The following is a 25,515-nucleotide window of genomic DNA, read 5'->3' as shown; positions in this document are numbered from 1 at the left end:
AACTTAGATGGCCACCGGCGCTTTGATATGAGGATGTGCTTGATAATTGACCAGCTCAAAATCCTCAAAACTAAAGGAAAAGATGTCTTTCACCTGCGGATTAATCTTCATCTGCGGCAAGGGATGGGGCTCCCGTGCGAGTTGTATCTGGGTTTGCTCCAGATGATTGAGATATAAATGAGCATCGCCAAAGGTATGCACAAAATCGCCCGGCTCCAGGCCGCAAACCTGTGCCACCATCAATGTCAGCAGCGCATAACTGGCGATATTGAAAGGCACCCCCAAGAAAATATCACCACTGCGCTGATACAACTGGCAGGAGAGTTTGCCGTCCAGCACATAAAACTGAAACAGAGTATGGCAGGGGGGGAGCGCCTGACGCCCCATGGCCGCATTTTCTTTGGGTGAATACTGTGTGTCTGGCAACACGGCCGGGTTCCAGGCACTGACTATCAGGCGTCTGGAATCCGGGTTATGCTTGATTTGTTCAACCACTTCAGCAATCTGGTCTATAACCTGACCGTCGGCACCCTGCCAGCTGCGCCATTGTTTACCATAAACCGGGCCCAAATCGCCTTCTTCGGTCGCCCACTCATCCCAAATGCTGACGTTATTCTCTTTCAGATAAGCGATATTCGTCTCACCTTTAAGAAACCACAGCAGTTCATGGATAATGGAGCGTAAATGGCATTTTTTGGTGGTAACCAGCGGAAAGCCATCAGCCAGGTTAAAGCGCATCTGATAACCAAACACGCTGAGGGTACCGGTACCGGTGCGGTCTTCTTTTTTAACCCCGTTATCCAGTACATGTCGCATCAGTTCCAGATATTGCTTCATGCTTTGCTCCCTTCAGCCGGCTTTCTTCCCGCCCGTACAATCAAGGCCAGGCCAATTAGAATCATGGGAATACAGAGCAATTGCCCCTGGGATACAGCACCGCTGTACAAGCCGATATGTGCATCCGGCTCGCGGAAAAATTCCACCACGAATCGGAACGCACCATAACCGGCCAAAAAGATGCCGGATACCGCGCCTACAGGCCGTGGTTTACTGCTGTACCACCACAGCACGGTAAACAGAACCAGGCCTTCGAGGAAAAATTCATAGAGCTGCGAGGGGTGTCGTGGTAAAGGGCCAGCACCAGGAAACAGAACAGCCCAAGGCACATCCGTAGTTCGCCCCCACAGTTCAGCGTTGATAAAGTTGCCAATACGCCCAGCGCCAAGCCCGATGGGCACTAGGGGTGCAATAAAATCCCCAACCTGCAACAGACTTGAGCCGTTTTTTTTGGCAAACCACCAGAGTGCGACAATAACGCCCAGGAGGCCGCCATGGAAAGACATGCCGCCGGTCCAGATTTTAAATAGGTATAAAGGCTCTTCGAGGAGGTGTTCAAACTGATAAAAGAACACATAGCCAATGCGACCTCCCAGGATCACGCCCAGAAAGCCATAGAACATCAGGTCGCTGAGTTGTTCACGAGTCCATTTGGTTTGATGCAAACGCTTTCCAGCCAGAAACCACGCGGCGACAAATCCCACCAGATACATCAGTCCGTACCAACGCAGGCTGACCGGCCCAACGCTGAAAATCACAGGGTCAATCTGTGGAAAGATAAAATAATCTGTCATTTAAAAAGCCCAGAAAAACAATAAATTGTATAAAAATCAAAAACATGCACAACGGTCACCTGATGATAGACAGGTGTTTAGGTTGTTCAGTTCAAAAACATCTGCAAGCTTACTAGAACCAGAAAGCCAGCAAAAATTTTCTTTAAGGTAGCAATGGGCAAATTATGCCCCCACTTAGCCCCGACATTGGCTGCCAGCATAGAGGTACTAACAATAGCTACCGTGGCAGGCAGATAGACAAAGCCAAGACTGTATTCCGGTAACCCTGCACGACCCAAGCCAGCCAGCACAAAGCTACCACTACCAAATAACGCGATAACCATGCCACATGCAGCAGCACAGCCGATAGCAGTCTTCATTGCCACTCTGAACCATACCAAAGCGGGGACCAGTAAGGCACCACCGCCTATTCCCAGCAGCGACGATACACTTCCTACCCCCAGGCCGATACCAACCAGCTTAGGACGGCTGAGTGAATGTTCCGTGACACGGTTCTTGCCAAAGGCCATGCGAAATGCCAATAACAGCATCAGCCCGGCGAACAGGCGCTTGAGCATCTCCGCCGGCATATAAGCAGCGAACTGTGCGCCCAGCACGGCCCCAAGTGCAATCCCCACAGAGCAGGTTAGAAACACCCGCATATCCAGGTTACCCAGCTTGTAATGGGTCAGAAAGGATGAAAATCCGGTAAAGATAATGGTCGACAAGGACGTCGCCACCGCCATTGGCATCACAATCTCTAGCGGTAAACCCAGTTTAACCTGCAGCAAATATACCAGGGTCGGAACAATCACCAGACCGCCGCCAATACCCAACAGACCAGCTAATACCCCAGCAATACAGCCAAGTAGCATACAACTGACAATCAAAAAAATAAGTGGATCCAAGGCAACTATCCTGAAACTGAGATTTTAGCGCGCGTCACTTTATCACTCTATGCGCACCGTTGCAGGACATATTGGCCGATAATAAAAGTTGATAACGGGATTACTTGCCCGCTCGCACCAAACCACCCAGGCCAAGGGTTTCCAGATGACGATTGATTCTGTCGCGCACCTGGTGGGGATGTTCCAACTCCAACACTTCTTCCAGCAGCAACTGAGCATCCGCCATACTCAAGCTGCGGATTACCCATTTGATTTTACTCAGGTTAAAGCTGTTCATACTTAGCTTGCGATAGCCCATGGCCAGCAGCAAAATCGCGCCGCCCGGCTCTCCGGCGAGCTCCCCGCACAGGGTAACCGGCTTATTAAAGCGCTTCGCTTCCTCTACAATAAGCTTCAAAGCCTTAAGTACGGCTGGATGGTAAGAATCGTAGAGGCCGGATACCCGCGCATTGTTGCGGTCAACCGCGAGTAAATATTGGGTTAAATCGTTACTGCCGATAGAGAAAAAGTCGACCTTACTAGCTAACTGAGGCAACTGGTAAATAACCGCCGGCACTTCCAGCATCACACCCACTTCGGGCATGCTCAGGGTCAGACCTTCAATCTGGGCTTCTTCCGCCACTTCATAATAGGCCTGGCGAATTAAACGTTTTGACTCGTTGACTTCATTGATGGTGGTGATCATGGGCAACATGATCTTCAGATTGTCCAGCCCCAGGCTGGCTCTCAGCATGGCGCGAACCTGAACAAGGAAAATTTCGGGGTGATCCAGCGTCATGCGAATCCCCCGCCAGCCGAGGAAGGGGTTTTCCTCCGTCACGGGGAAATAAGGTAATGGTTTATCTCCCCCCACATCCAGTGTGCGCATGGTGATGCTTTTTGCCGGGTTCATTTCCAGTACGCTGCGGTAAAGCTGACACTGTTCGTGCTCAGAAGGGAAACGCTCACGCATCATAAAGGGCACTTCGGTCCGGTATAAACCAACCCCATCCCCCGCTTCACTGTGCGCACCTTCTAGTTCGGCGGATAATCCTGCATTAATCAGCAGTTCAACTCTATATCCATCGTGGGTCTCGGCCGGTAGATCAGCCTGTTCCTGCAACAGACCATAGAGCTCTTTTTCTTCATTGATTAGCTGTTGAAATTCCAGTCGGATTGACTGGCTGGGAGAAACAATCACTTCCCCAGAATAGCCATCCAGCAAGATTTCCTTGCCACCCAGCAATGACAGAGGCACATCGGTAACCCCCATAACCGCTGGCAGCCCCATAGCCCTGGCCAGAATAGCAGCATGGCTGTTATTCGAGCCACGCATGGAAATAATGCCCTGCAATTTGCCGTGAGGGAATTCAGCCAGCATGGAGGCACTGACCTCTTCGGCCACTAAAATGGCCTGGTCGGGAATAGAGACCGGTGTATTAGACGTGTTGAATAAATGCCCCAGCACCCTATTACCCAAGTCCTCCACATCGACAGCCCGTTCCTGCATATAAGGGTCGTCCATGGAACGAAACTGGTTGATATAGCTTTCCACCACCATCTTAAGCGAGGAAGCCGCGTCCCATCCCGCACTGATCTTCGCTTCGACTTCATGGCCCAGACTGTTGGCATCCAGCAAATGCTGATACAGATTGAAAATGGCCAGAACATCGTCCGGTACACGCCCTTGCATGCCGTCCGACAGCTTTTGCACTTCATCCCGGGTTTGGCGCACCGCATCACGATAAAGGGCAATTTGTCCGGATTCATCGGCGCTACGTCTGAGCATCAAGCCACGTAGGCTGAACTTGATATTAGGAACATGGCCAATCCCCATAGCCAGGCCATTAGCGCCAGGCACTCCACGCAGTGATTTCTGCCATTTCTGCTTGGTCAGTTCATCTGTGATGTTTAGCGCACCGCGGGCTTCGGCATGAGCAATTTCCAGCGCCATTTGCGCCGCCAGCGTAACCAGAAAGGCTTCTTCGTCTTCACTGAACTTACGTTTGCGCTTCTGCTGAATGGTCATCACCCCCAACACCTTGCGCTGGTGAATGATGGGCGTGCCCAAAAAGGCGTGGTATTTCTCTTCTTTGACTTCGGGATAATGTTTGAATCTGGGGTGGCTTTGGGCGTCCTCGACGTTGATGGGCTCTTCACGTTGACCAATCAAGCCAATCAAACCTTCGGAAAAGCCAATGGCGACCCTGCCGATGGCTTCTTTGGACAGGCCCTCGGTCGCCATCAACATAAAATGCTGCTGCTCATAGCTGGCCAGGTAGATTGAACAACAATCTACCTTCATCACCTCTTTAAGGCGCTTGGCCAACAGGGTAAGCGCATCGTCCAGAATAGGAATTTGATTAACTTCCTGAACAATACGCTTGAGCTGAGTCAGCACGAGCTAGTTTCTCCTTCTACGCTTTGGCTTATTAGCCAAAGGGGGGCGCCCCTGCACTGGCATAGCGATAGGCACAAATTCCTTCATCACCCGCCGATACACATCACGTTTGAATGACACAACATTGCGAATGGGATACCAATAGCTAACCCAGCGCCAGTCATCAAATTCGGGATGACCTGAATGCAAAAGATTGACGTCTTCTTCTTTGCAGGTCAGCCGCAATAAAAACCACTTCTGTTTTTGCCCAATACAAACAGGATCGCTGCCCTGTCTGATCAACCTTTTCGGCAGTTTGTATCTTACCCAATTCTTGGTTACACCAAGAATTTCCACGTCCTGAGGTTGCAGCCCTACTTCCTCATGGAGCTCCCGATACATCGCCTGCTCGACAGTTTCCCCTTGATCAATTCCGCCTTGTGGAAACTGCCATGAATGTTGGCCGTAGCGTCTTGCCCAAAATACTTGCCCTATTCTGTTGCAAATCACTATGCCCACATTCGCGCGGAATCCTTCGGCATCAATCACTTAGACTCCCGGGCATTAGTTCTTTTCTAGTCACGCATTCTTCCATAAACTAGGGAGCTTTCAAAGCTCCCAGAAAGATTAATTACAACGGTGTTTTGCGCCGGGAGCGAATTACCATAAACCTAAAGCGGGGTCCGTGATGAGAAGTACGCACTGGAATCTGATATTCGCTGGTAGCAGCCTGTTCTATCTGTTCAGTTTGGCTTATCGCCCCTACCCCATGGATTTTCTGCTGAAGGCCTTACCTATATTCTGGCTGATGTTGCTGGTGTTACGTAACGCCACCAGCAATAAATACCTATTGCTATTGGCCCTGGCCTTCTCTGCCACCGGCGATATTTTCCTTGCCTTGCCGATCAAAAACAGTTTTGAACTGGGTCTAGGTGCCTTTTTGTTAGCCCAGGTCACCTACGCCTGCAACTTCTGGCGTTTTCGACATTGGCAAGGGTGGAAGCTCTGGGCACTTTTGGCTGTGGGCGTGTTTGCGGTGTTAATGTTATGGCAATTGCTACCCAAACTGGACGCCATGCGTTTGCCCGTACTTGCCTATATGCTGGTGATCTGCAGCATGGCTAGTATGGCGGTGTTGGCCAACCGCCATGGGTACTGGCTGTTAATCGGTGCCACCAGCTTTCTGGTCTCCGATGCGCTGTTGGCCTGGAATCTGTTTATCCAACCATTCCCTTATTCGGCTTATGCGGTGATGCTGACTTACTACGCTGCACAATATTGTTTAGTCAACGGCGCACTAAAAGTCGCTCCTATGGCCTCTGAACCCGCACCTCATGCAGCCCGCTAGCCAGCCGCCCCAAAGTGTTGAGCAATTACTTGAGCGCGCGCAGGCATTAGCGGGTTATAGCTTGGGCGAATTGGCTGATCTGGCCAATCTGCAAACACCGGCAGATTTCCGTCGGCATAAAGGTTGGAGTGGCCAGTTGCTGGAAACCTGGCTGGGAGCCGAAGCAGGTTCTAAACCCGAACAGGATTTTCCTGAGCTGGGGGTAGAACTGAAAACCCTGCCTATCGATAGCCAGGGAAAACCGCTGGAAACCACCTATGTCTGTTATGCCCCGCTCACCGGAATAGCGGGAATCAGTTGGGAGCATTCCAACGTCAAAAACAAATTGGCCTGTGTATGCTGGGTGCCAATTGAAGCCAGCCGTGACATTCCTCCCGCCCAGCGGCGTGTGGCCAGCGCTTTTTTATGGCAGCCAAATGCCGAACAGGAACAAGCGCTACGCCAGGACTGGGAAGAAATCATGGAAATGATTGCCCTGGGCCAAGTGGAAAACATCACCGCCCGCCACGGCGAAGTCTTGCAACTTCGCCCCAAGGCGGCCGATGGCAATGCCCTGACTCAGGCTATTGGTAAAGACGGGCAGTGGATCCAAACCCGTCCGCGGGGCTTTTACCTTAAAAAGAACTTTACTCAGGCACTGTTACAGCACGCCTTTTTAGATCTTTAAGACCTCAGCCACATTTGACCCTGACAGACCGACGACGATACCTCACCCAGCTTATTAAGCCCAGGGCAAACATGGCCAGGCTGGAGGGCTCAGGAACCGCGGTGGTGGCTCTGACCAACACATGGGCAAATTCACTGGTCGACGCCACTATACCCGATGAACTGGATGTTTTTAGCAAGCGATAGCTATAAGTGGGGTAATACCCTGCATTCTTATCCACATTGCCAAAACCGTCGTCGCTAAACGCTTTCCACCTGGCAATGCAAGATTCATCTGCGTGAGCTGAACATTCACCATCGTTGCCCACAAACATATACTTGATCCGGCTCATCAACTTGCTGCCCGGTGCAGGCGCAGCCGGGGCCAGAAAGCTGGGGTTGTCGAAGACTTCCCAAAGCCACTTAGTGCCGTCTGAATTCAGTGGACTTTGCCCAGGCGCTGGAGCAACAGACTGAAACAGGTCGCTGAGTTCTTTACGGGTGGCATAACGCCAGCCAGCATCCAGCAGCCCCATTTCACCCGCTTCAATACTGGCGCGACTCTTGCCGATAGCCACATCCCAACTCAGCCATTCCAGACCACTGAGATTCACCAGTTTGCCTTCGTTAGTGTAATGGGTGCCGCTGATAATGGCGGCATTGGCTGAACCTGCCAGAAAGCTCATTAAAAGTACGCATCCAGCGAATGATTTATTTAAATATTTCATATTGTTACCATAATCCAATGCAACAAATAGGTTCTCGCTTTAGGTGCAAAGCAGCGAACCAACAAAAAAAATCTGCCGAAAAAATTTCGGCAGATTGCCTAAATTAACGAGATCCGGCACTGCACGACTTAGGGAAGCAGTCTGCAAGTTTATCCGGAGAGTTATTATTATCTGGATGATTCTACGGTCACTGCTTGCCCAAAATAATTGACCAAAAGTATGAAATGCCGGTGTTTGACTCACCACCGAGAGAGAATCTCGCCGCTGCACACTATTTGCATCGAGTGGCGCTGAAGCGATTCCCACGTAAACAAGAAACCAGTATCCTCTCACCATAATGACGCTGAGCACTTCTTTAAAATCAGTAAGTTGTATAGCTGATGCATGGGAAATGGCGGTGCTGGCCAGCCATACTAAAACCAATGACTCTCTGCACGGTGATGAATTGAAAATTTTATTGATCGATGACCATCAACTCTTTCTGGATGGCCTGACCGCCATTTTATATTCGGTCCCTGGAATTCAGGCTATCGACAGTGCCAATGACGGTAAAACTGCCCTAACCATGCTGCAAACCGGTGACTACGATGTGGCACTGATAGATTTGCGCTTACCCTTAGCCGATGGTTTTAGCATTCTGCAAAACATGGAGCAGATTGGTAGCCTGACCCCAGTCATTGTCGTAACGGCTTCGCAAGACCCACAGGACATTCATCGGGCCAAGCAATATGGAGCCATGGGTTATATGGCTAAGTCCGCGTCCAGCGGTGAGATTCTGACTGCGATTCACGCTGTGCTGGCCGGTGAGCTGGCGTTTCCAGACCATACACTGAGTGGAGTACGTCGCCCGCATACATCCCAGCCTCAGCAGCATTGGGCCAGGCAACATAATTTGACCACGCGTCAGGTGGAAGTACTCAGACTGGTTAAACAGGGCTTGCCTAATCAGGAAATAGCTCAGCAGTTATTCCTCAGCCTGGCGACAGTGAAATCCCATATCAGTACCTTATTTAAGGTGCTGGACGCCAAAAACCGTGCGGAGGCCATCAGAAAAGCACAACAGTTTGGCCTGGATTAAAGGCGCCTTTGGCTATGTACCGGCAGTTAGCAGCTAAAGATAAGATCCTGATTTTATATAAGAACACTCCCGCGACTTTGCTGGGTAACCTGTTCGGCTGCCTGCCGCTCGGAATAGTCATGGCCATTGAAGGCTATACCCTGTCAGCCCTGATTTGGGTGGGTGGCATCTACTTGCTGACCCTAATGCGCTGGCTGCATTTCAGGCACCTTCGTCCTTCAACAGTCAACGATACCGGGCTGTTCCGTTTCGGTCGCACACAAACCTGGCTAGCGTTTGCCTCTGGATGCCTGTGGGGTAGCGCCGGCATGTTGTTTTTTGACGTATCTGCCCTGCAGAATCTGGCATTTCTGATCCTGACCTTCGTCTGCATGATGGCTGGCAGCCTCGCCTCATTGTCCGCTCGCCCAATGACCTACAGCGCTTTTGCCATACCAATTATGCTGCCACTGATCCTCAACCTGTTTTTGCAAGACGAGGCCTTTTACAAGTGGATGAGTTTGGGGGCCACCGCGTATTTGCTGGCAACCTTCTCCTTTAGCTTGAACCTATCTCGTGTGATTGAAAATTCGCTGGCACTGAAATATGAGAACATCGACCTTATCGCCAGCCTTAAAGAGCAAACCGACAAAGCCAATCAGGCCAACCGTGACAAATCACGCTTTCTGGCCGCAACCAGTCATGACCTTCGCCAACCCTTACATGCGGCGAACTTATTCTATGAGTTGCTGAGCAAGAAAGTGGAGCAGCCTGAACAACTTGAAGATTTGCATAACCTTGGACGCAGTCTGAACTCATTGAATAGCCTGCTAAGTGTGATGTTTGATATCTCCAAACTGGATGCCGGCATCATTGAACCCAATAAAGTCAATTTCGATTTAGCCCAGTTGCTGGAAAAACTAGCCAGTCAGTTTGCGCTGGAGGCCGATGGCAAAGGTCTGACTTTCACTGTGCAAGCTAAGCCCCAGCATATCTTCAGCGACCCGGCGCTACTTGAACTGGTGCTCACCAATTTATTGGTAAACGCACTTAAATACACCCATAAGGGCGGTGTCTGCGTTTTTACTCAAATTCATGGCGAACGCCTGGACTTGCATATCAAAGATACTGGCATAGGCATTCCGTCTGAACACCTGGATGACATTTTTACTGAGTTCTTTCAAATAGATAACCCAGAGCGGGACAAACAAAAAGGGCTGGGGCTGGGATTATCTATAGTCAAACGCATTATGGACTTGCTAGGTCACCCATTGCGGCTGACATCAAGCGCAGGCCAGGGTAGCGAGTTTGTGCTGTCATTTCCGCTAGGTGATCCACGCGCAGAGCCCTTACCCAGATCTATATCAACGGCAGGTTTGGCTCTGGATGGCCAGCATATTTTGCTGGTCGACAACGAACTGGATATTGTCCATGCCATGCAAAAATTACTCAGCCAATGGGGGTGTAGTGTTACAACCGCAACATCTACCGAACAGGTTCTGAGCCAGATGCAACACCAGGCAAGACCGGATCTGATCATCTGTGACTTTCGTATGCCAGGGGCCTTGAATGGCTGTGAGATAATCCAACAATTACGCACTTCGCTTGGCGACATTCCCGCCTTGATATTAACCGGCGATACCGATAAGTCGGTGGCAATGTTGCTTGATAAAGCCGGTTTGCCAGCATTACATAAACCCGTGAAGCCTGCGCAACTAAGGATAATGATGGCCAGACTGCTTAAACCACAAAACAAACTCACATCAAAAGCCCCATAGTATTCGCGCAGTTGATCTTTATTACCTGCACGGCGTATTCAATCACATCCTGTTCACGATGTAAGATAAGGAAGACAAAGTGCGAACGCTGTTATTACTGCTAAGTCTTTGGGGGCTAAGTAGCTGCACTGGCATGCCGGATAGGGTCAAGCCGGTTAAAGGCTTTGAACTGAACCGCTATCTGGGTAGCTGGTATGAAATTGCGCGTCTTGATCACAGTTTTGAAGCTGGCCTGAGTCAGGTAACCGCCAACTATAGTATGCGTGAGGACGGTGGCGTATCGGTGCTTAACCGTGGTTTTTCCGCCGATGAAAACACATGGCGAGAAGCCGAAGGCAAAGCCTATTTTGTTGAGGACTCGGATACCGGCTACTTAAAAGTGTCCTTCTTCGGCCCCTTTTATGGTTCTTATGTCATTTTCGAGCTGGACAAGCAGAACTACCAATATGCCTTTGTGTCTGGCCCTGATACGGATTATCTGTGGTTGCTTGCGCGCACACCGCAGGTAGAACCTGAGGTGATAGATAAGTTTGAACAGATGGCTAAGGACAGAGGATTCAATACAGACCAACTGATTTATGTGGATCAGCAGGTTGCGTCTGCCCCTTAGCCATTCTGCGGTGATTAATCCAGGGTACGCCGGTAACGAAGAATGGCCACTGTGCCTACCACCACAATAAAAAGCAACAGCGCCACAAACTCCTGCTGCAATTCCAAAAGACCATTACCCTTTAACATTACGCCCCTCACCATGCGCAAAAAATGTGTGAGGGGCAGCACCTCGCCAATGCTTTGTGCCCAGTGCGGCATACCGCGAAACGGGAACATAAAACCAGACAACAGAATGGAAGGCAGAAAGAAGAAAAAGGTCATTTGCATAGCCTGCATCTGACTGCGAGCCACAGTGGAGAAGGTAAATCCCAAACATAAATTAGCCAGAATAAACACCATCACGCCACAAAGTAGTAGCCCGAAACTACCGAAAAACGGCACCGCAAACAGAAACTTTGCCGCCCCAAGAATCACCAGGGTTTGTACCAGCCCCACCAGAATGTAAGGGCAGATTTTACCTAGCATCATTTCATGGGGGCGGGTGGGCATAGCCAGCAGATTCTCCAGATTACCCCGTTCACTTTCACGGGTCATTGCCATAGAGGTGATCATTACGCAGGTCATTGTCAGTATCACCCCCAACAACCCCGGCACAATGTTGTACTGTGTAATTCCTTCGGGGTTGTAACGTTTATGTATGACCACTTCAATCTGAGCCGGTGGTGTCTGCAGATAAGCCAGCGGCCCCAACAATTCCGTACGCAGCGCCTGATTAACAATTTCTTTGGCCTGACCAATGGCATTAGAGGCAGCTGCCGGATCGGATGCATCGGCCTCGATTAAAAGTTGCGGCTGTTCGCCTCGTACTAACTTTCGGGTAAAGCCTTGCGGTATATGAATAACAAAGGACACCTCACCTTTGGCCAGCCACTCGCTGCCCTGCTGCGGGCTCTTCGCCTTATGCAGCAACTGGTAGTAGCCAGATTGCTCGAAGGCACTTAATACTCTGCGCACAACGGGAGAATTATCTTCTGCATACACTGCGGTAGGCAGTGATTTAGGGTCGGTGTTAATAGCAAAGCCAAATAGAATCAATTGGATAATCGGCAACCCCAGCATCATGGCAAAGGTCATGCGGTCTCGGCGCATCTGCACCAATTCCTTAGCCATAATGGCGTAGACACGTTGCAAGCTGGCCCAGATATTCATCAGCCATGCTCCCGGGTGTCTTTACCAGCGTCCTGCATCAGCGAGATAAAGGTATCTTCCAGACTGGCCTGAATTTCCTGCCAGTGGGTATCATCCTTAGGCAGGGCTTGGATGGCTGACTGCAACTTGGCTCTGTCTCGGCCACTGATATGCAAGGCGGCACCAAAAAATGCCACATGCTCGACACCAGGCGTGCCTTTGAGCAGCTCTGCCAGTCTTCTCACCTGCTCACCTTTGCCTTGAAAGGTAATAAGGCCTGCCCTTTGAATGACATCGGCTACCCGCCCTTGAGTGAGAATATTGCCATGGGCCAGATAAACAATTTTATCGCAGCGCTCGGCCTCATCCATATAGTGAGTGGACACTAACACTGTCATACCCTGGTTCGAAAGCTGATGGATCTCATCCCAGAACTCTCGCCGGGCCTGAGGATCAACGCCGGCGGTCGGTTCGTCCAACAGCAACAAATCCGGCTTATGCATGGTCACTGCTGCTAGCGCCAGACGTTGCTTCCATCCGCCCGACAAGGCACCACTGAGCTGATTCTGACGTTCAGTTAAACCTAACTTTGCCAAGGTTTGGTCCACTAGCTGCCTGCGTTTTGGCAAGTTATACAAGCGGGCAACAAACGCCAGGTTTTCTCTGATGGTCAGGTCTTCCCAAAAGGAAAACTTCTGCGTCATATAGCCTGTAGCATCTTTGATTTGCCGGGCTTGCTTGCGAATATCAAAGCCCAGACAGCGCCCCTCTCCTTCGGACGGCTCAAGCAGCCCACAGATCATGCGAATAGTGGTGGTTTTTCCGGAACCATTGGGGCCGAGAAATCCCCATACCTGCCCTTTGGGCATTTGTAGGTCGACGCCTCGCACCACGGCCTTATCGTTAAAGCGCTTTACCAATCCCCGAACATCAATGGCCAGTTCACTCATAAGCTGACATCCACTGGCAATCCCACAGGCAAATCAGCGTCTTCAGCCAGATCCGCTTCCACCAGAAACACCAGCTTGTCGCGGCTGCCCTTGCTGTACAGCACAGGTGGGGTAAATTCAGCCTGTTTAGCCATAAAACTGATGGTACCGGTGAGGGGAACGGGCTTACCCTCTGCCTGAATGCGCACCTGTTGGCCAAGCTGCAAACCCGACAATACGCTGGCAGGTACGTAAAAGCGCACCTTAAACTGCCCGTTTAGCAGTATGGAAAGTACAGGGGTGCCAGCCATAACAAACTCACCGGGCCGATAGAACACATCATCCACCCAGCCACTTTGCCCGGCGGTCACAAAACGCTGGCTTTGCTGCCATTCACTGATTCGTTGTCTTTGTTGTGCCGCCTCTAAATCGGCTTGCGCTGCGCTGATTACATCGGGGCGGGCCGACAATCTGGCCTCGGCTAACTGATCTTCAAGCTGCGTTACCTGTGCCTTGGCTACCGCCAAATTTGCTATGGCTTGATCAAGACTTGCCTGGCTGCTGAGCAACTGCGCCGCGGTTTGTGTTTCTCGCGCCGCAACTAACTCGGCCAGTTCAAGCCGGGCGTTGGCTTCAGTAATCTGCGCGCTGAGGCGATCCAGTACTTCCTGTCTGGCGCCTTTTTGTAAGTCTGCCAACAGTGCCTGCTTTTGCATCACCACCTGCTTTGCCAGTTGCACATCCAACCCTTCACGGTCGGCTTCCAAGTGGAACAAAGCATGCCCTGCCTGCACTTGCTGGCCTTCAGTGACTGACTGTTCGAGCAACCAGCCGGATTGTGGGGCTGCAACCAGCAACTGCCTGGCTTCCACATAGCCTGTATAGTTATTATCCGGGGGGACATCACTACAGCCCGCCAGCAAGGCAACAAGTAATAGATATCTTTTCATCTTATTTCCTTAAGGCCTTGAGCAGCATGCTCTTGTGAGTTTGAAACAATGAAGTGAGATCCAGTTTTTGCTCCGCCCCCTGCTCAAACACCACGGTCCAAATAGCACTGAATATCACCGGCGCTACCATTAAGCGCGCAGCATTATGTGGATTGTTGGTGTGCAACTGGCCGCTTTCACAACCGCGCTGGATCAAGTCAGTAAGACTTGCCAGGGCCCTTTCGATCACATCCTGTCGATAGCGCTTCACCACTTCTGGAAATGCAAAAGCATCGCCTATAAGCACCTTGGCAAGCATGGGCAACTTGGAGTCCTGAATCATCATGGGTAAGGCATTCACTAACAAATCCAAGGCCAACTCAAAATCGTCGGCCTGGCGTAAAATCCCCTCCAACATCTCGACCCTTGGCACAGCGACCGAGGAGACTATCGCCATAAACAAGTCCTGCTTGGAGTCAAAGTAAAGGTAGAGGGTGCCTTTAGATACGCCTGCACGGCGGGCAATATTTTCCATTTTGGCCAGGCTGAAGCCACGTTCAAAGAACTCCTGCAGGCCAGCCTCCAGAAACTGGTTACGGCGCAAGTCTTTGGCGGCATCGGTATTAGCGCGTCGCATAATCCCTCATTAACTAACTGACTGGTCAGTTAGTTATGCAGTACAAATGATAAACAATCAAGTAAAAAATCCGCCCTCCCGAGTGCGGTCACTTAACATATTGTTTTACATTCTATTAATTGACTAAAGAGGCCTCTCTATCTACTTTCTGCCGCTTCTCAAAAAAGGGAAACAGCCAATGCCAGATGCTTTCTGGCGGAATGTATTTGCTGATTAAGAAAGGAAAACAAATGAAACACAGCACTTTGCTGTCCACCTTCGCATTATGTGCCGTTATTTCAGGTTGCGGAGGCGGAGGTTCTGGCTCAGATAGTTCACCAACCAAGCCTGTACCGGAGCCGCAAAATAACGCGCCGGTCGCCAAAATCTATCAACCCAAAGAACGCATTGATATAGACCAGAATCTGGAATTATCCGGCGCAGACAGTTATGACCCAGACAATGACAAGCTTAGCTATAAATGGACGGCTATAGGTCCACAAGGGGTGCCAGCCATCGCCGGTAAAGACGATGAAAAGATTTTGGACTTTGTGCCACCCAGCGTTGGCCTGTATCACATCACGCTAACGGTCACAGATAGCAAAGGGGCATCGCACAGCACAACCTCAACCCTTGAGGTAGACGACATAAAGCCAATTCTGCTTAACATTGAGGCTGACCAATCCACACAAATTGGCGAACTGGTGGCCTTATATGGTCGCTTCGAGCAGTTTACTCGGCTGGGCGAAGCTCCCGTTGCCTTTAACTGGCAGCTCCATAAACCCGAAGATAGCCAGGCAGCGCTTGAGGAAGTAAGCACTTACAGAACACGTTTTATTCCTGACAAGCCCGGTGAATACAAACTGACCCTGACAGTGAATAGCAACGGCCGCAGCGCAGAAAGTCAATGGTCAGTCTGGGCTTATGAACCCGGCCAGGTCAGACCCAACGCCAAGATATCGGCCGTTAGTCAGGAACTGCGCCCTAATCGCGATACCCTTTTGAAAGCTTACTCTAATTGGGATGATGAGCCGACAGGCTATTACTGGTCGGTAGTCAACGCCCCAACAGACAGTCAATACAGCTTGAGCGCCCCAGAGGATTTCGAAACCTTGTTTCAGGCTGACCTGGCCGGCGAGTATGAAATTGAGCTCACAGTGACCAGCGGCCATTATCAGGGCAAAACCCGCCAAATGTTGCGCGTTGTGGAAGGTAACCGCGCACCCAGAGTTGAGATTAACAACATCTTTCATCCTCACCGTCCTGGCGAAAAAGTCACTCTTTATGCCCAAGGTAAAGATGATGACAATGACAATCTAAGCTACCAATGGCGCTTAATCAGCAAACCCAATGGCAGCGCGCAGAGTCTGGTAAATGGCGATTCTGCCGAGGCAGAACTGACACTGGATTCGGTGGGAGACTATCTGGTTTCGGTCACGACATCAGACGGGCAGCTAAGCTCCGCCCCCGCTCTGCATCTACTCAGCGCCCAGCGAAACTATGCGCCCTTCGCAACATTTTCCGTCGAGAATCCGCGCATCGCTTTGAACGAGAAAGCGCAACTTGATGCCCTGAATACCTTTGATTCAGACGGTGACAGCCTGCAGTATCTTTGGGATGTCATAGATAAACCAGAAGGTGCCAATACCCTGCTGGAGGGGAATCTGGGTATCTATACCCAATTCAGTGCTGACAAGCCTGGCATCTACCTTGTGCAGCTAACTGCCTATGATGGTCAGATTGACAGCTATCCATACGTCAAAGCAATCTGGGTTGAAGACAGCCATGCGCCGGTGGTTGAAATCAGCGGTCAGTTGTTACGACAGGCCAGTCTGGGGCAAACCATTACCATGGACGCCAGTAGCAGTTTTGATGTCGACGGCGACAACCTCAGCTTCAGTTGGAAGGTGCTTAGTGGTCCGAATACCGAGCAAGGTCAGTTCAGTGACTCAGGTGAGGCAAAAGCCAGCTTTACGCCGACACAAATTGGTAGCTATGTCTTGCAGGTTAAGGTCAGCGACGGGCACAACGTCAGCGCCGGATATGTGAATGTTGAGGTAGAGGAACAAGCTCAGGCACAACTGACTATCAACGGCAGATTACTGGATGCAGCAGGCCAACCTGTTCCACCGCTATCAGTTATCCAGGCCGATTATCTCGCCCGTAGCGATGATACCGGTAATTTCACCTTACAGATCCCGCAGCCCCAGGATGGAGACTGGCCTCTGTCGGCTAAATTTACTTACATCGGCAAAGGTTTGATTACCAGCTACTTAGATCTGGCGCAAACCGCAGATAGCGCCATAGCACTGGGCGACCTGACTTTGGTCCGGCCAATCCCTAGCGAGTTCAATCTGAGCTATTGTGAAGGTTATTCTGGCGATGCTTCGCCAGCATTCAAGATAGTGGCAGAGGGTGAACAAGCTGGTGTGTTGCCCTTTAAGTTTTATGGCACGCTGTATTTCTCATCGGACACGACAACGGTGCGACGAGCACTACCTGCACCTGCAAAGTTAGCTTTGCAGGTAGCGGATAGCGCGGATTTTACCGCCACCCTGGCCGACGGCACGAGCACCTTTAGCAGCCCCCTGAGTGATGCAGCCGAGTGGCCGGTAGTTCATCAAATCAAAATCTGCAATAAATAACCTAAGGCCCCGTTCAATGCGGGGCTTTTTGTTTATCCCTTTACCACCCGGCTTTGGTAAACTGCGCTTTTACCGTCATGGAGTCGTCGATGGTTAACATCAGCCACATTATCCCCAATCACTGGTCCGCCATTCTGAAAATTCAGGATGCGGTCTATCATGATGTCGAACCCGAGTCCCTGACGGTGTTGAAAAGTAAATGGCAGGCCTCGCCTGACACTTGCCTGGTTGGGTTGGATAAACACAATCAGGTAGTAGGTTATCTGCTGGCTCACCCCTGGCCAGTCGGTAAACTGCCTAAACTGCATCATGCCGTAGAATCAGTAAATACTGATAATCTCTACCTGCACGATCTCGCCGTCTGCCCCAGTGCCAGAGGACAAGGCGTAGCGGCAAAGTTGCTGGCGCATCTGCAGCAAAAAAGCCAATCAGGTGGATTTAACAGCATCAGCCTGGTGGCTGTGCAAAACGCCGATGGATTCTGGCAAAAGCAGGGATTCAGCCAGCACACTGAGGCACAGTTGTGCGACAGTTACGGCGACAATGCCCAACCTATGTTGAAGCGCTTTAACTGACATTTAGCCCTATCGATTTATCGAAACCCCTGACGAAAACTGCTGGGGGACTCGGCGTATTCGCTCAGAAACTGACGACTGAAGTAATTGGCATCACTAAAACCGCACTGCTCTGCGACCAGATACACAGGTAAATCCGTCTCTACTAGCAAGCGCCGCGCGTTGTCCAGTCGAAGCTGGTTAATCAATTGCTTCGGCGTTTTGCCCAGCGCTTTGCGAAAACGCCGCTCCAGCGCACTGACCGATACATGGCAAAGGTCGGCCAGGGCATTGATGGGAATAGGCTGGGTAAAATTGCGACGAATATGCTCCAGCGGTTTTTCGATGCTGGCCAATGGTCCCAGCATAATTGAGGTCTTATGCAAATGGCGGGAGATACCGCAGGTGCCGACCCGTTGCCCGTCAAAATCAAACAGCGCCCTTTTGCTGGTAGTAAACCAATGCAGTTCACCGCTGCGCAGCACATTCATTTCCAACCTGTCATTAATCATTTCCCCTTCCAGCACCTTCTGGTCGTCAGCAAGAAACTGGCGGGCTATATGACGCGGCGCGAAATCATCATCGGTTTTACCCAGTGCCTGCTCCAACACACCTAAGCCGGTATGTTCCAAAAAAGCCCGGTTGGCATATTGAATACGACTGTGGCTATCTTTGACCCACACCAACACATCGGTTAACAAGTCATACATCTTCAGCCATTGTGCGGCTGGCATGGATTGCAAAAATGCATCGGATTGTTCTGGTAATGAAAATAGCGACACTGCCAACACCAAAGCTTAATTTATTGATTTAAAACAAGTTACCAACATAAAACAGCTTAATACCGGTTCTGCACCAAAAAAGAACACGCCGATTTTATGCTACAACCAACCGATTCTATTCTATTTATCTACAAGACTGTAGAGATAACATTCTGTTAACAGCCCTTTTTTCAGGCCAGTAACAAATGCAAAAAGTCAGAATGGGAATGGTTGGGGGTGGCCCCGACGCCTTTATTGGTGCAGTACATCGCATGGCCGCCAATCTGGACGGAAAGATTCAGTTAGTCTGCGGTGCCTTCAGCCGCGACCCGGCCAAATCCCAACAAATGAGCAGCCAATTGGGTATCGATGCGCAGCGTTGTTACGCCAGCTATCAAGCCATGTTTGACGCCGAAGCCCGTTTGCCCGCTGATGAGCGCATGGAGTTTGTTGCCATCGTCACGCCCAACCATTTGCACTTTGATGTCGCCAAGCAGGCATTACAAGCGGGCTTCCACGTACTGTGTGATAAACCCGCCACCCTCAATTTGACAGAAGCGCAGCAGCTTGCCGAGGTACAGCAACAAAGTGGCCGACTGTATGCCCTTACCCATACCTACACTGGCTATCCCATGGTGGTCGCCGCCAGACAATTGGTTGTCAGCGGCCAGCTTGGCAAAATCCGCAAAGTGGTAGTGGAATATCATCAGGGCTGGCTTGCCGACCCAAGCGGCGACAGCGGCAAACAGGCGGCCTGGCGATTGGATCCGGCCCAGGCTGGCAGCAGTTGTTGTATGGCAGATATTGGCGTGCATGCGGCCAATCTGGCCGAATTTATCTGTGATGATCACATTGCCGAACTCAGTGCCGACATTAGTGCCAGTGGCAATCGCCAGTTAGACGATGATGGCGTGGTGATGCTGCGCTTTGCGGGTGGCGCCAGAGGAATGCTCAGTGCCAGCCAGATAGCGGTAGGCGAAGAAAACAACCTGCGCATTCGGGTGTATGGTGAAAAAGCCTCATTAGACTGGTCGCAGGAATCGCCCAACAGCCTCAAGCTGATGTATGCCGACAAACCCTTTGAAACGCTGCGCGCTGCTACCCCTACTGCTGCTGCATTAGGCGGTATTACCCGCACCCCGCCCGGTCACCCGGAAGGATACTTAGAAGCCTTCGCCAATTTGTATTGCCAATTTGCCGAGCAGGTATTTCAGGCTCGCCAGCAGCATCCGGATATCCATTCTTTGCTGCCCGGAATCAGTGAAGCGCTGCGCGGTATGGCCTTTATCGAGACCGTGGTAACCGCAAGTAGCAGTCAGCAAAAATGGCACAAAGTGCCCAATGTTAGCGAGTTATCAGGTCAAGGAGGCCAAGCATGAACAATATCAAAGGCCCTGCCATTTTCCTGGCGCAATTTGCCTCAGATTCGGCGCCCTTCAATAGTTTCGACAGCATTTGCCAATGGGCAGCGGGACTGGGATACCAAGGCATACAGTTGCCAACCTGGGAAAAGCGCTTATTTGATTTGGAACTGGCCGCCAGAAGCCAGGATTACTGTGATGATATCCTTGGCGTCGCTGCCAGTCACGGCATGGCCATTACCGAGCTGTCGACTCACCTGCAAGGCCAATTAGTGGCAGTACACCCGGCCTACGACCAAATGTTCGATGGCTTTGCCCCGGATGCAGTAAAAGGCAACCCTGGCGCCCGCACAGAGTGGGCAAAACAACAGTTGCTGGCCGCTGCCACGGCCAGTGCCAGAATGAAACTGACCGCCCACGCCAGTTTTTCCGGTGCATTGCTTTGGCACACGCACTACCCCTGGCCACAACGTCCGGCCGGTTTGGTGGAGCAAGGTTTCGAAGAGCTGGCCAAACGCTGGCTGCCAATCCTGGATAAATTTGCCGAGCAAGGGGTGGATATCTGTTATGAGCTGCACCCTGGAGAAGACCTGCATGACGGCGTCACCTTTGAACGCTTCTTGCAAGCCACCAATGATCACCCGGCGGCGAACATACTGTATGACCCCAGCCACTTTGTATTACAGCATCTGGATTATCTGGCCTTTATCGATATCTATCATGAGCGCATCAAGGCCTTTCATGTCAAAGATGCCGAATTTAATAAAAACGGCCGCAGCGGTGTCTATGGCGGTTACCAAGGCTGGCTGGAACGCCCTGGCCGGTTCCGTTCCCTGGGCGACGGTCAAATTGATTTCGGCCAGATTTTCAGTAAGTTAACTCAATATGGTTATCAGGGCTGGGCTGTTCTTGAATGGGAATGTTGCATTAAGCACCCCGAAGACGGCGCCCGGGAAGGTGCTGAATTTATTCGCCGCCATCTGATTCGCACCACAGACAAAGCCTTTGACGACTTTGCTGCCAGCGGTACTGACCATGCACTCAACCGTAAAATCCTGGGTTTATAGGGAGCTGACCATGAAAGCAGGTATTCGATTCCAACTCTGCCTGATGATGTTTCTGCAGTTTTTTATCTGGGGTGGCTGGTTTGTCACTCTGGGCACCTTTCTGGGTAACAATTTAGGTGCCAGCGGCAGTGAAATCGGCATGGCATTCGCCACCCAGTCCTGGGGTGCGATTATTGCCCCTTTTATTATCGGCCTGATTGCCGACCGTTATTTTAATGCCGAACGTATACTCGGAGTGCTGCATCTGCTTGGCGCGGTGCTGATGTATTGTCTGTACACCGCCACGGATTTTGCCAGTTTCTACCCTTATGTACTGGCCTATATGATTGCCTATATGCCGACTCTGGCGCTGGTCAACTCGGTATCTTTCGGGCAAATGCAGGAACCCGCCAAGGAGTTTGGCAAGATTCGGGTTTGGGGTACTATCGGCTGGATCCTGGCCGGTCTGGTGATTAGCTATGTGTTTTCCTGGGATGCCAAGGCCGCTATTGCCGATGGCATGCTGAAAAACACCTTCGCCCTCTGTGCTGCGGCATCTTTGCTGCTGGGCTTGTTCAGTTTCAGCCTACCTGCCACACCGCCCAAATCCTCCACGCAATCCGGTAACGAACAAAGCGGTCTGGGGCAAATGTTAGGCTTAGACGCCCTGGCTCTGCTTAAAGACCGTAACTTTCTACTGTTCTTCATCTCCTCGGTACTGATCTGCATTCCTCTGGCCTTTTACTATCAAAATGCCAACCCCTTCCTGACCGAAATCGGCGTTGAAAACGCCACAGGTAAAATGACTCTCGGTCAGGTTTCAGAGGTGCTGTTTATGCTGGCACTACCGGTGTTTTTGCAGCGTTTTGGCTTAAAGCTGACCTTACTGGTGGGCATGGCTGCATGGGTGTTGCGTTATGTGCTCTTTGCCTACGGCGATGCTGGCAGCACCATGGCGATGTTGCTGGTAGGTATAGCCCTGCATGGTATCTGCTATGACTTCTTCTTTGTGTCAGGGCAGATTTATACCAATGCCAAGGCCAGCGACCGCACCAAAAGCGCTGCCCAGGGTTTAATCACCCTAGCCACTTACGGTGTTGGTATGTTAGTTGGGTTCTGGGTCGCAGGACAAATCACCGACCGCTTTGCCGAGCAGGGCGGCCACGATTGGCAACAGATTTGGCTATACCCGGCAGGCTTTGCAGCGGTGATATTTGTGCTGTTCCTGTTCAGTTTCAAAAACGAACAAGTAACCAGCCATGAATAATAGTCGTCGTCAGCTATTCAAGCACCTGGCGCTGACGGGTGGTTTAAGCGCGCTATCATCGCCACTGCTGGCAGCGGTCAACCAAAGCAGCACTGCGACACTGAAAGGTAATATTCGCCATTCAGTCAGTCGCTGGACCTATGGCGAGCTGAGTATTGAGGCGCTGTGTAAGGTCGTCAAAGCCTTAGGGTTTTCTGCCATTGATTTAGTCGGGCCACAAGACTGGCCTGTGCTTAAGCGCTTTGGCATAGACTCATCTATGTGCAACGGTGCCGAGCTCAATCTCACCGATGGCTGGTGCGACACGGCGTTTCACGCCCAGCTAATCCCCCGCTACCTCAAGCATATCGACCTGGTGGCTGATGCGGGCTACACCAATCTCATTTGCTTTAGCGGCAACAAAAGGGGCATGCGTCCAGACATTGGTCTTGCCAATGCCGTAACCGGTCTGAAACAGATTCTGCCACACGCGCAAAAACGCGGAGTGGTGCTGCAAATGGAGCTGTTCAACAGCAAAGTCGATCACCCTGATTACATGGCTGACAACTCGGCCTGGGGCATTGCGCTTTGCAAAGCCTTGGGCAGCGAGCACTTTAAACTGCTGTATGACATCTACCATATGCAAATTAACGAAGGTGATGTGATCCGAACCATTCGTGACAACCATCAGTACTTCGGTCACTACCATACCGCCGGCGTGCCCGGGCGACATGAAATTGATGACAGCCAGGAGCTCAACTACCGAGCCATTGCCAAGGCAATTTATGCCACCGGTTTTAAGGGTTACCTGGCTCAGGAGTTTATTCCAACCCCACCCAGCATGGACGGCAAAATTGTCTCCCTGCAACAAGCCGTTGCCATTTGTGACGTATAGGTGGGTGTAGTGCAGTATGCGGGCAACCGAACCCGCACCGTTAGGGGAAGAGCATGTCAGTAAATGAATATGATGCAATAGTTGTTGGCTCAGGTATTAGCGGCGGGTGGGCCGCCAAAGAGCTGAGTGAACGGGGTCTGAAAGTGCTGATGCTGGAACGCGGCAGAAATATCGAGCACATCAAAGACTACAAAAATGCCCACAAAGAAGCCTGGGATTATCCCCATCACGATGTCCCCACCCAACAAATGAAACTGGATTATCCGGTGCTGCGTCGTGATTATCCTCTGAATGAATCCACCTTCGGCATGTGGGCCAATGAGAAAGAGGCTCCCTATACCGAGGACAAGCGATTCGACTGGTACCGTGGTTATCATGTGGGGGGGCGCTCCTTACTGTGGGGCAGACAAAGCTACCGATTTAATGAACAGGATTTTCTTGCCAACGCTCAGGAAGGTATCGCCGTAGACTGGCCCATCCGCTACGAAGATCTGGCACCCTGGTATGATTATGTGGAACGTTTCGCCGGTATCAGTGGCAGCCGAGAGGGGCTGGATGTGCTGCCGGACGGTCAGTTTCAACCACCAATTCCACTAAATTGTGTGGAAAAAGACGTGGCAGCGCGGATTAAAAAGGCCTTTGCCGGCACCCGGCACCTGATTCATTCCCGTTGTGCCAACATTACCGAACCAAAGCCAGAACAAGGCCGTACTAACTGTCAGTACCGCGCCAAGTGCTGGCTGGGCTGTCCCTTCGGTGGCTATTTCAGCACCCAGTCGGCCACGCTGCCTGCCGCGCTAAAAACCGGCAATCTAACCTTAAGACCCTTTTCTGTCGTCTCAAGAGTGCTGTATGACAAAGATAAAAAGCGCGCCACTGGCGTCGAAGTCATAGATGCACAGACCAACCAGGTTATTGAATATAAAAGCAAACTGGTATTTTTGAATGCCTCAGCCTTTAACAGCACCTGGCTGTTGATGAACTCGGCCACCGATGTCTGGGAAGGCGGTCTTGGCAGCAGTAGTGGCGAGCTGGGTCACAATGTCATGGATCACCATTTCAGGGTGGGTGCCTCTGCCGATGTTGAAGGCTATTTGGACAAATATACTTTTGGTCGCCGTCCGGCCGGTTTCTACATCCCCCGCTACCGCAACTGGCACAAAGATAAGCGCGACTACCTGCGCGGCTTCGGGTATCAGGGCAGTGCCAGTCGTCAGGGCTGGCAGAAAGACATTCGCGAGATGGGCATTGGCGCACAGCTAAAAGCCGGGCTGAGTGAGCCGGGGCACTGGAGTATCGGCATGTCGGCCTTTGGCGAGATCCTGCCTTATCACGACAACCGTATTTACCTGAATCATCAGGTTAAGGATAAATGGGGCTTGCCGGTGCTGGCCATGAATGTGGAAATCAAGCAAAACGAGTTGGCCATGCGCAAGGACATGCAAGCCGATGCCATGGAAATGTTTGAGGCAGCAGGACTTAAAAATGTTAAAGGCTATGACAGCGACTATGCGCCTGGCATGGGTATTCATGAAATGGGTACCGCCAGAATGGGCCGGGATGCCAAAAGCTCAGTTCTGAATAAGCACAATCAGGTGTGGGATGCGCCTAATGTGTTTGTCACTGACGGCGCCTGTATGACCTCGGCGTCCTGCGTCAACCCATCCCTGACTTATATGGCCTTAACCGCCAGAGCTGCCGCCTTTGCCGTAGAGGAACTCAAGCGAGGAAATCTGTAATGGAAAGACGTGAACTGCTTAAAATGATTGCTGCCGCAACCGGCGCTGCTTTTATCGGTAATCCGCTGGCCCTGGCGGCTGAGTCGGCTCAAAGGCTTGGCACAGGTTTTAGCGCTGATGACGTACTGCTGCTAAACGAGATAGCCGAGACTATTATTCCCCGTACCGACAGCCCGGGGGCGAAAGACGCTAATATTGGCCAGTTGATGACCCGCCTGGTCAGTGATTGCTACCTGCCTAGCGAGCAAGCCTTGTTCAGACAAGGTATGCAGAAGCTTAACGAGGCAGCGCTCAGCCAATTTAGCAAACCCTTTTTGCTGCTTGAACAAAAACACAAGCACAGTCTGTTAACTGAATTGAATGATGAAGCCTACCGCTATAACAAGCAGAACAAGGTGCGGCACTGGGAGCTGGGCCGTCCCGGCGGTACACCAGACGAAGACAAAGTGCTGCCCCACTACTTCACCTTATTCAAACAGCTGACCTTGTTTGGTTTTTTCACCTCCAAACCGGGGGCCACTCAGGTATTGCGCTATGTGGCGGTACCTGGCCGTTACGATGGCGAATTTCCCTATAAAAAAGGCGACAAGGCCTGGGCAACCTGATGTCAGCTAAATAGCA

24 protein-coding genes are annotated in these 25,515 nt (G+C 51.2%); 13 read left to right on the top strand and 11 right to left on the bottom strand.

Annotated elements, in window-relative coordinates; all coding sequences use genetic code 11:
• Positions 1–3: 3 nt before the first annotated feature.
• From KJY73_RS01810 to rppH, 5 genes are all read right to left on the bottom strand, one after another.
• Complete coding sequence (locus KJY73_RS01810) at positions 4–837, bottom strand: thymidylate synthase (protein ID WP_214339726.1); 834 nt, start codon at positions 835–837, stop codon at positions 4–6.
• Entirely contained in the window at positions 834–1,631 is a 798-nt protein-coding gene (lgt, locus tag KJY73_RS01805) for a prolipoprotein diacylglyceryl transferase (protein WP_214339724.1), read from the bottom strand. The genes KJY73_RS01810 and lgt overlap by 4 nt, the downstream gene beginning before the upstream one ends.
• Positions 1,632–1,717: 86 nt before the next feature.
• The gene (locus tag KJY73_RS01800; RefSeq protein ID WP_214339722.1) at positions 1,718–2,518 is read right to left on the bottom strand and encodes a sulfite exporter TauE/SafE family protein; all 801 of its coding nucleotides are present in this window, start codon (positions 2,516–2,518) and stop codon (positions 1,718–1,720) included.
• Between the two features lie 100 nt (positions 2,519–2,618).
• Positions 2,619–4,898, bottom strand: a complete 2,280-nt coding sequence (ptsP, locus tag KJY73_RS01795) for a phosphoenolpyruvate--protein phosphotransferase (RefSeq protein WP_214339720.1) — start codon at positions 4,896–4,898, stop codon at positions 2,619–2,621.
• A 3-nt stretch (positions 4,899–4,901) separates the two neighbouring features.
• The gene (gene rppH, locus KJY73_RS01790) at positions 4,902–5,426 is read right to left on the bottom strand and encodes an RNA pyrophosphohydrolase (RefSeq protein ID WP_206592268.1); all 525 of its coding nucleotides are present in this window, start codon (positions 5,424–5,426) and stop codon (positions 4,902–4,904) included.
• Between the two features lie 139 nt (positions 5,427–5,565).
• Between rppH and KJY73_RS01785 the strand changes: the two genes are divergently transcribed.
• Both KJY73_RS01785 and mutH read left to right on the top strand, forming a co-directional pair.
• Positions 5,566–6,225: a lysoplasmalogenase gene (locus tag KJY73_RS01785; RefSeq protein WP_214339718.1), complete on the top strand. Its 660-nt coding sequence runs from the start codon at positions 5,566–5,568 to the stop codon at positions 6,223–6,225.
• A complete protein-coding gene (gene mutH / locus KJY73_RS01780; RefSeq protein ID WP_214339716.1) occupies positions 6,212–6,892 on the top strand; it encodes a DNA mismatch repair endonuclease MutH in 681 nt (226 codons plus the stop codon). Before KJY73_RS01785 ends, mutH begins: the two co-directional genes overlap by 14 nt.
• Before the next feature lie 4 nt (positions 6,893–6,896).
• Here the strand turns inward: mutH and KJY73_RS01775 are convergent, their stop codons facing one another.
• The gene (locus KJY73_RS01775) at positions 6,897–7,556 is read right to left on the bottom strand and encodes a PEP-CTERM sorting domain-containing protein (protein ID WP_214339714.1); all 660 of its coding nucleotides are present in this window, start codon (positions 7,554–7,556) and stop codon (positions 6,897–6,899) included.
• A gap of 433 nt (positions 7,557–7,989) precedes the next feature.
• Here KJY73_RS01775 and KJY73_RS01770 point away from each other — a divergent pair, with 433 nt between their 5' ends.
• The 3 genes from KJY73_RS01770 (at position 7,990) to KJY73_RS01760 (ending at position 11,043) form a co-directional block, all read left to right on the top strand.
• On the top strand, positions 7,990–8,676 hold the full coding sequence (locus KJY73_RS01770) for a response regulator (RefSeq protein ID WP_214339712.1): 687 nt from the start codon (positions 7,990–7,992) through the stop codon (positions 8,674–8,676).
• 14 nt (positions 8,677–8,690) lie between these two features.
• Positions 8,691–10,433, top strand: coding sequence for an ATP-binding response regulator (locus tag KJY73_RS01765; RefSeq protein ID WP_214339703.1), 1,743 nt, complete (start codon positions 8,691–8,693; stop codon positions 10,431–10,433).
• A gap of 79 nt (positions 10,434–10,512) precedes the next feature.
• Positions 10,513–11,043, top strand: a complete 531-nt coding sequence (locus KJY73_RS01760; protein WP_214339701.1) for a lipocalin family protein — start codon at positions 10,513–10,515, stop codon at positions 11,041–11,043.
• 14 nt (positions 11,044–11,057) lie between these two features.
• Here the strand turns inward: KJY73_RS01760 and KJY73_RS01755 are convergent, their stop codons facing one another.
• Genes KJY73_RS01755 through KJY73_RS01740 form a run of 4 tightly spaced genes read right to left on the bottom strand, consistent with a single transcriptional unit; the run spans position 11,058 to position 14,668 of the window.
• Positions 11,058–12,194, bottom strand: coding sequence for an ABC transporter permease (locus KJY73_RS01755; RefSeq protein ID WP_214339699.1), 1,137 nt, complete (start codon positions 12,192–12,194; stop codon positions 11,058–11,060).
• Complete coding sequence (locus KJY73_RS01750) at positions 12,194–13,123, bottom strand: ABC transporter ATP-binding protein (RefSeq protein ID WP_214339696.1); 930 nt, start codon at positions 13,121–13,123, stop codon at positions 12,194–12,196. The genes KJY73_RS01755 and KJY73_RS01750 overlap by 1 nt, the downstream gene beginning before the upstream one ends.
• A complete protein-coding gene (locus KJY73_RS01745) occupies positions 13,120–14,052 on the bottom strand; it encodes an HlyD family secretion protein (protein ID WP_214339694.1) in 933 nt (310 codons plus the stop codon). The genes KJY73_RS01750 and KJY73_RS01745 overlap by 4 nt, the downstream gene beginning before the upstream one ends.
• Before the next feature lies 1 nt (position 14,053).
• Positions 14,054–14,668 (bottom strand): TetR/AcrR family transcriptional regulator, encoded by a 615-nt coding sequence (locus KJY73_RS01740; protein ID WP_214339692.1) that lies wholly within the window; start codon positions 14,666–14,668, stop codon positions 14,054–14,056.
• Positions 14,669–14,898: 230 nt separating this feature from the next.
• Between KJY73_RS01740 and KJY73_RS01735 the strand changes: the two genes are divergently transcribed.
• Together KJY73_RS01735 and KJY73_RS01730 are read left to right on the top strand one after the other, a co-directional pair.
• Positions 14,899–17,292 (top strand): PKD domain-containing protein, encoded by a 2,394-nt coding sequence (locus KJY73_RS01735; protein ID WP_214339684.1) that lies wholly within the window; start codon positions 14,899–14,901, stop codon positions 17,290–17,292.
• An 89-nt stretch (positions 17,293–17,381) separates the two neighbouring features.
• Positions 17,382–17,867, top strand: coding sequence for a GNAT family N-acetyltransferase (locus KJY73_RS01730; RefSeq protein WP_214339682.1), 486 nt, complete (start codon positions 17,382–17,384; stop codon positions 17,865–17,867).
• Between the two features lie 17 nt (positions 17,868–17,884).
• On the opposite strand, the gene KJY73_RS01725 is transcribed toward KJY73_RS01730, so the two are convergent.
• Positions 17,885–18,628, bottom strand: a complete 744-nt coding sequence (locus tag KJY73_RS01725; RefSeq protein WP_332874150.1) for an AraC family transcriptional regulator — start codon at positions 18,626–18,628, stop codon at positions 17,885–17,887.
• 185 nt (positions 18,629–18,813) lie between these two features.
• Between KJY73_RS01725 and KJY73_RS01720 the strand changes: the two genes are divergently transcribed.
• From KJY73_RS01720 to KJY73_RS01695, 6 genes are read left to right on the top strand one after another with little or no spacing between them, the layout of a single operon-like run.
• Positions 18,814–19,986, top strand: coding sequence for a Gfo/Idh/MocA family protein (locus tag KJY73_RS01720; protein ID WP_232848366.1), 1,173 nt, complete (start codon positions 18,814–18,816; stop codon positions 19,984–19,986).
• Positions 19,983–21,035, top strand: a complete 1,053-nt coding sequence (locus KJY73_RS01715) for a sugar phosphate isomerase/epimerase family protein (protein ID WP_214339667.1) — start codon at positions 19,983–19,985, stop codon at positions 21,033–21,035. Before KJY73_RS01720 ends, KJY73_RS01715 begins: the two co-directional genes overlap by 4 nt.
• A gap of 10 nt (positions 21,036–21,045) precedes the next feature.
• Positions 21,046–22,281, top strand: a complete 1,236-nt coding sequence (locus KJY73_RS01710) for a nucleoside permease (protein ID WP_214339665.1) — start codon at positions 21,046–21,048, stop codon at positions 22,279–22,281.
• Positions 22,274–23,155, top strand: a complete 882-nt coding sequence (locus tag KJY73_RS01705) for a hydroxypyruvate isomerase family protein (RefSeq protein ID WP_214339662.1) — start codon at positions 22,274–22,276, stop codon at positions 23,153–23,155. The genes KJY73_RS01710 and KJY73_RS01705 overlap by 8 nt, the downstream gene beginning before the upstream one ends.
• Positions 23,156–23,208: 53 nt before the next feature.
• On the top strand, positions 23,209–24,894 hold the full coding sequence (locus KJY73_RS01700) for a GMC oxidoreductase (protein ID WP_214339660.1): 1,686 nt from the start codon (positions 23,209–23,211) through the stop codon (positions 24,892–24,894).
• Entirely contained in the window at positions 24,894–25,499 is a 606-nt protein-coding gene (locus KJY73_RS01695; protein ID WP_214339658.1) for a gluconate 2-dehydrogenase subunit 3 family protein, read from the top strand. Before KJY73_RS01700 ends, KJY73_RS01695 begins: the two co-directional genes overlap by 1 nt.
• Positions 25,500–25,515: the final 16 nt, after the last annotated feature.

Origin of the sequence: Bowmanella yangjiangensis, from assembly GCF_018531185.1 — a bacterium.
Taxonomy (GTDB): Bacteria; Pseudomonadota; Gammaproteobacteria; order Enterobacterales; family Alteromonadaceae; genus Bowmanella; species Bowmanella yangjiangensis.
This window is presented reverse-complemented; position numbering and strand designations above follow the sequence as displayed.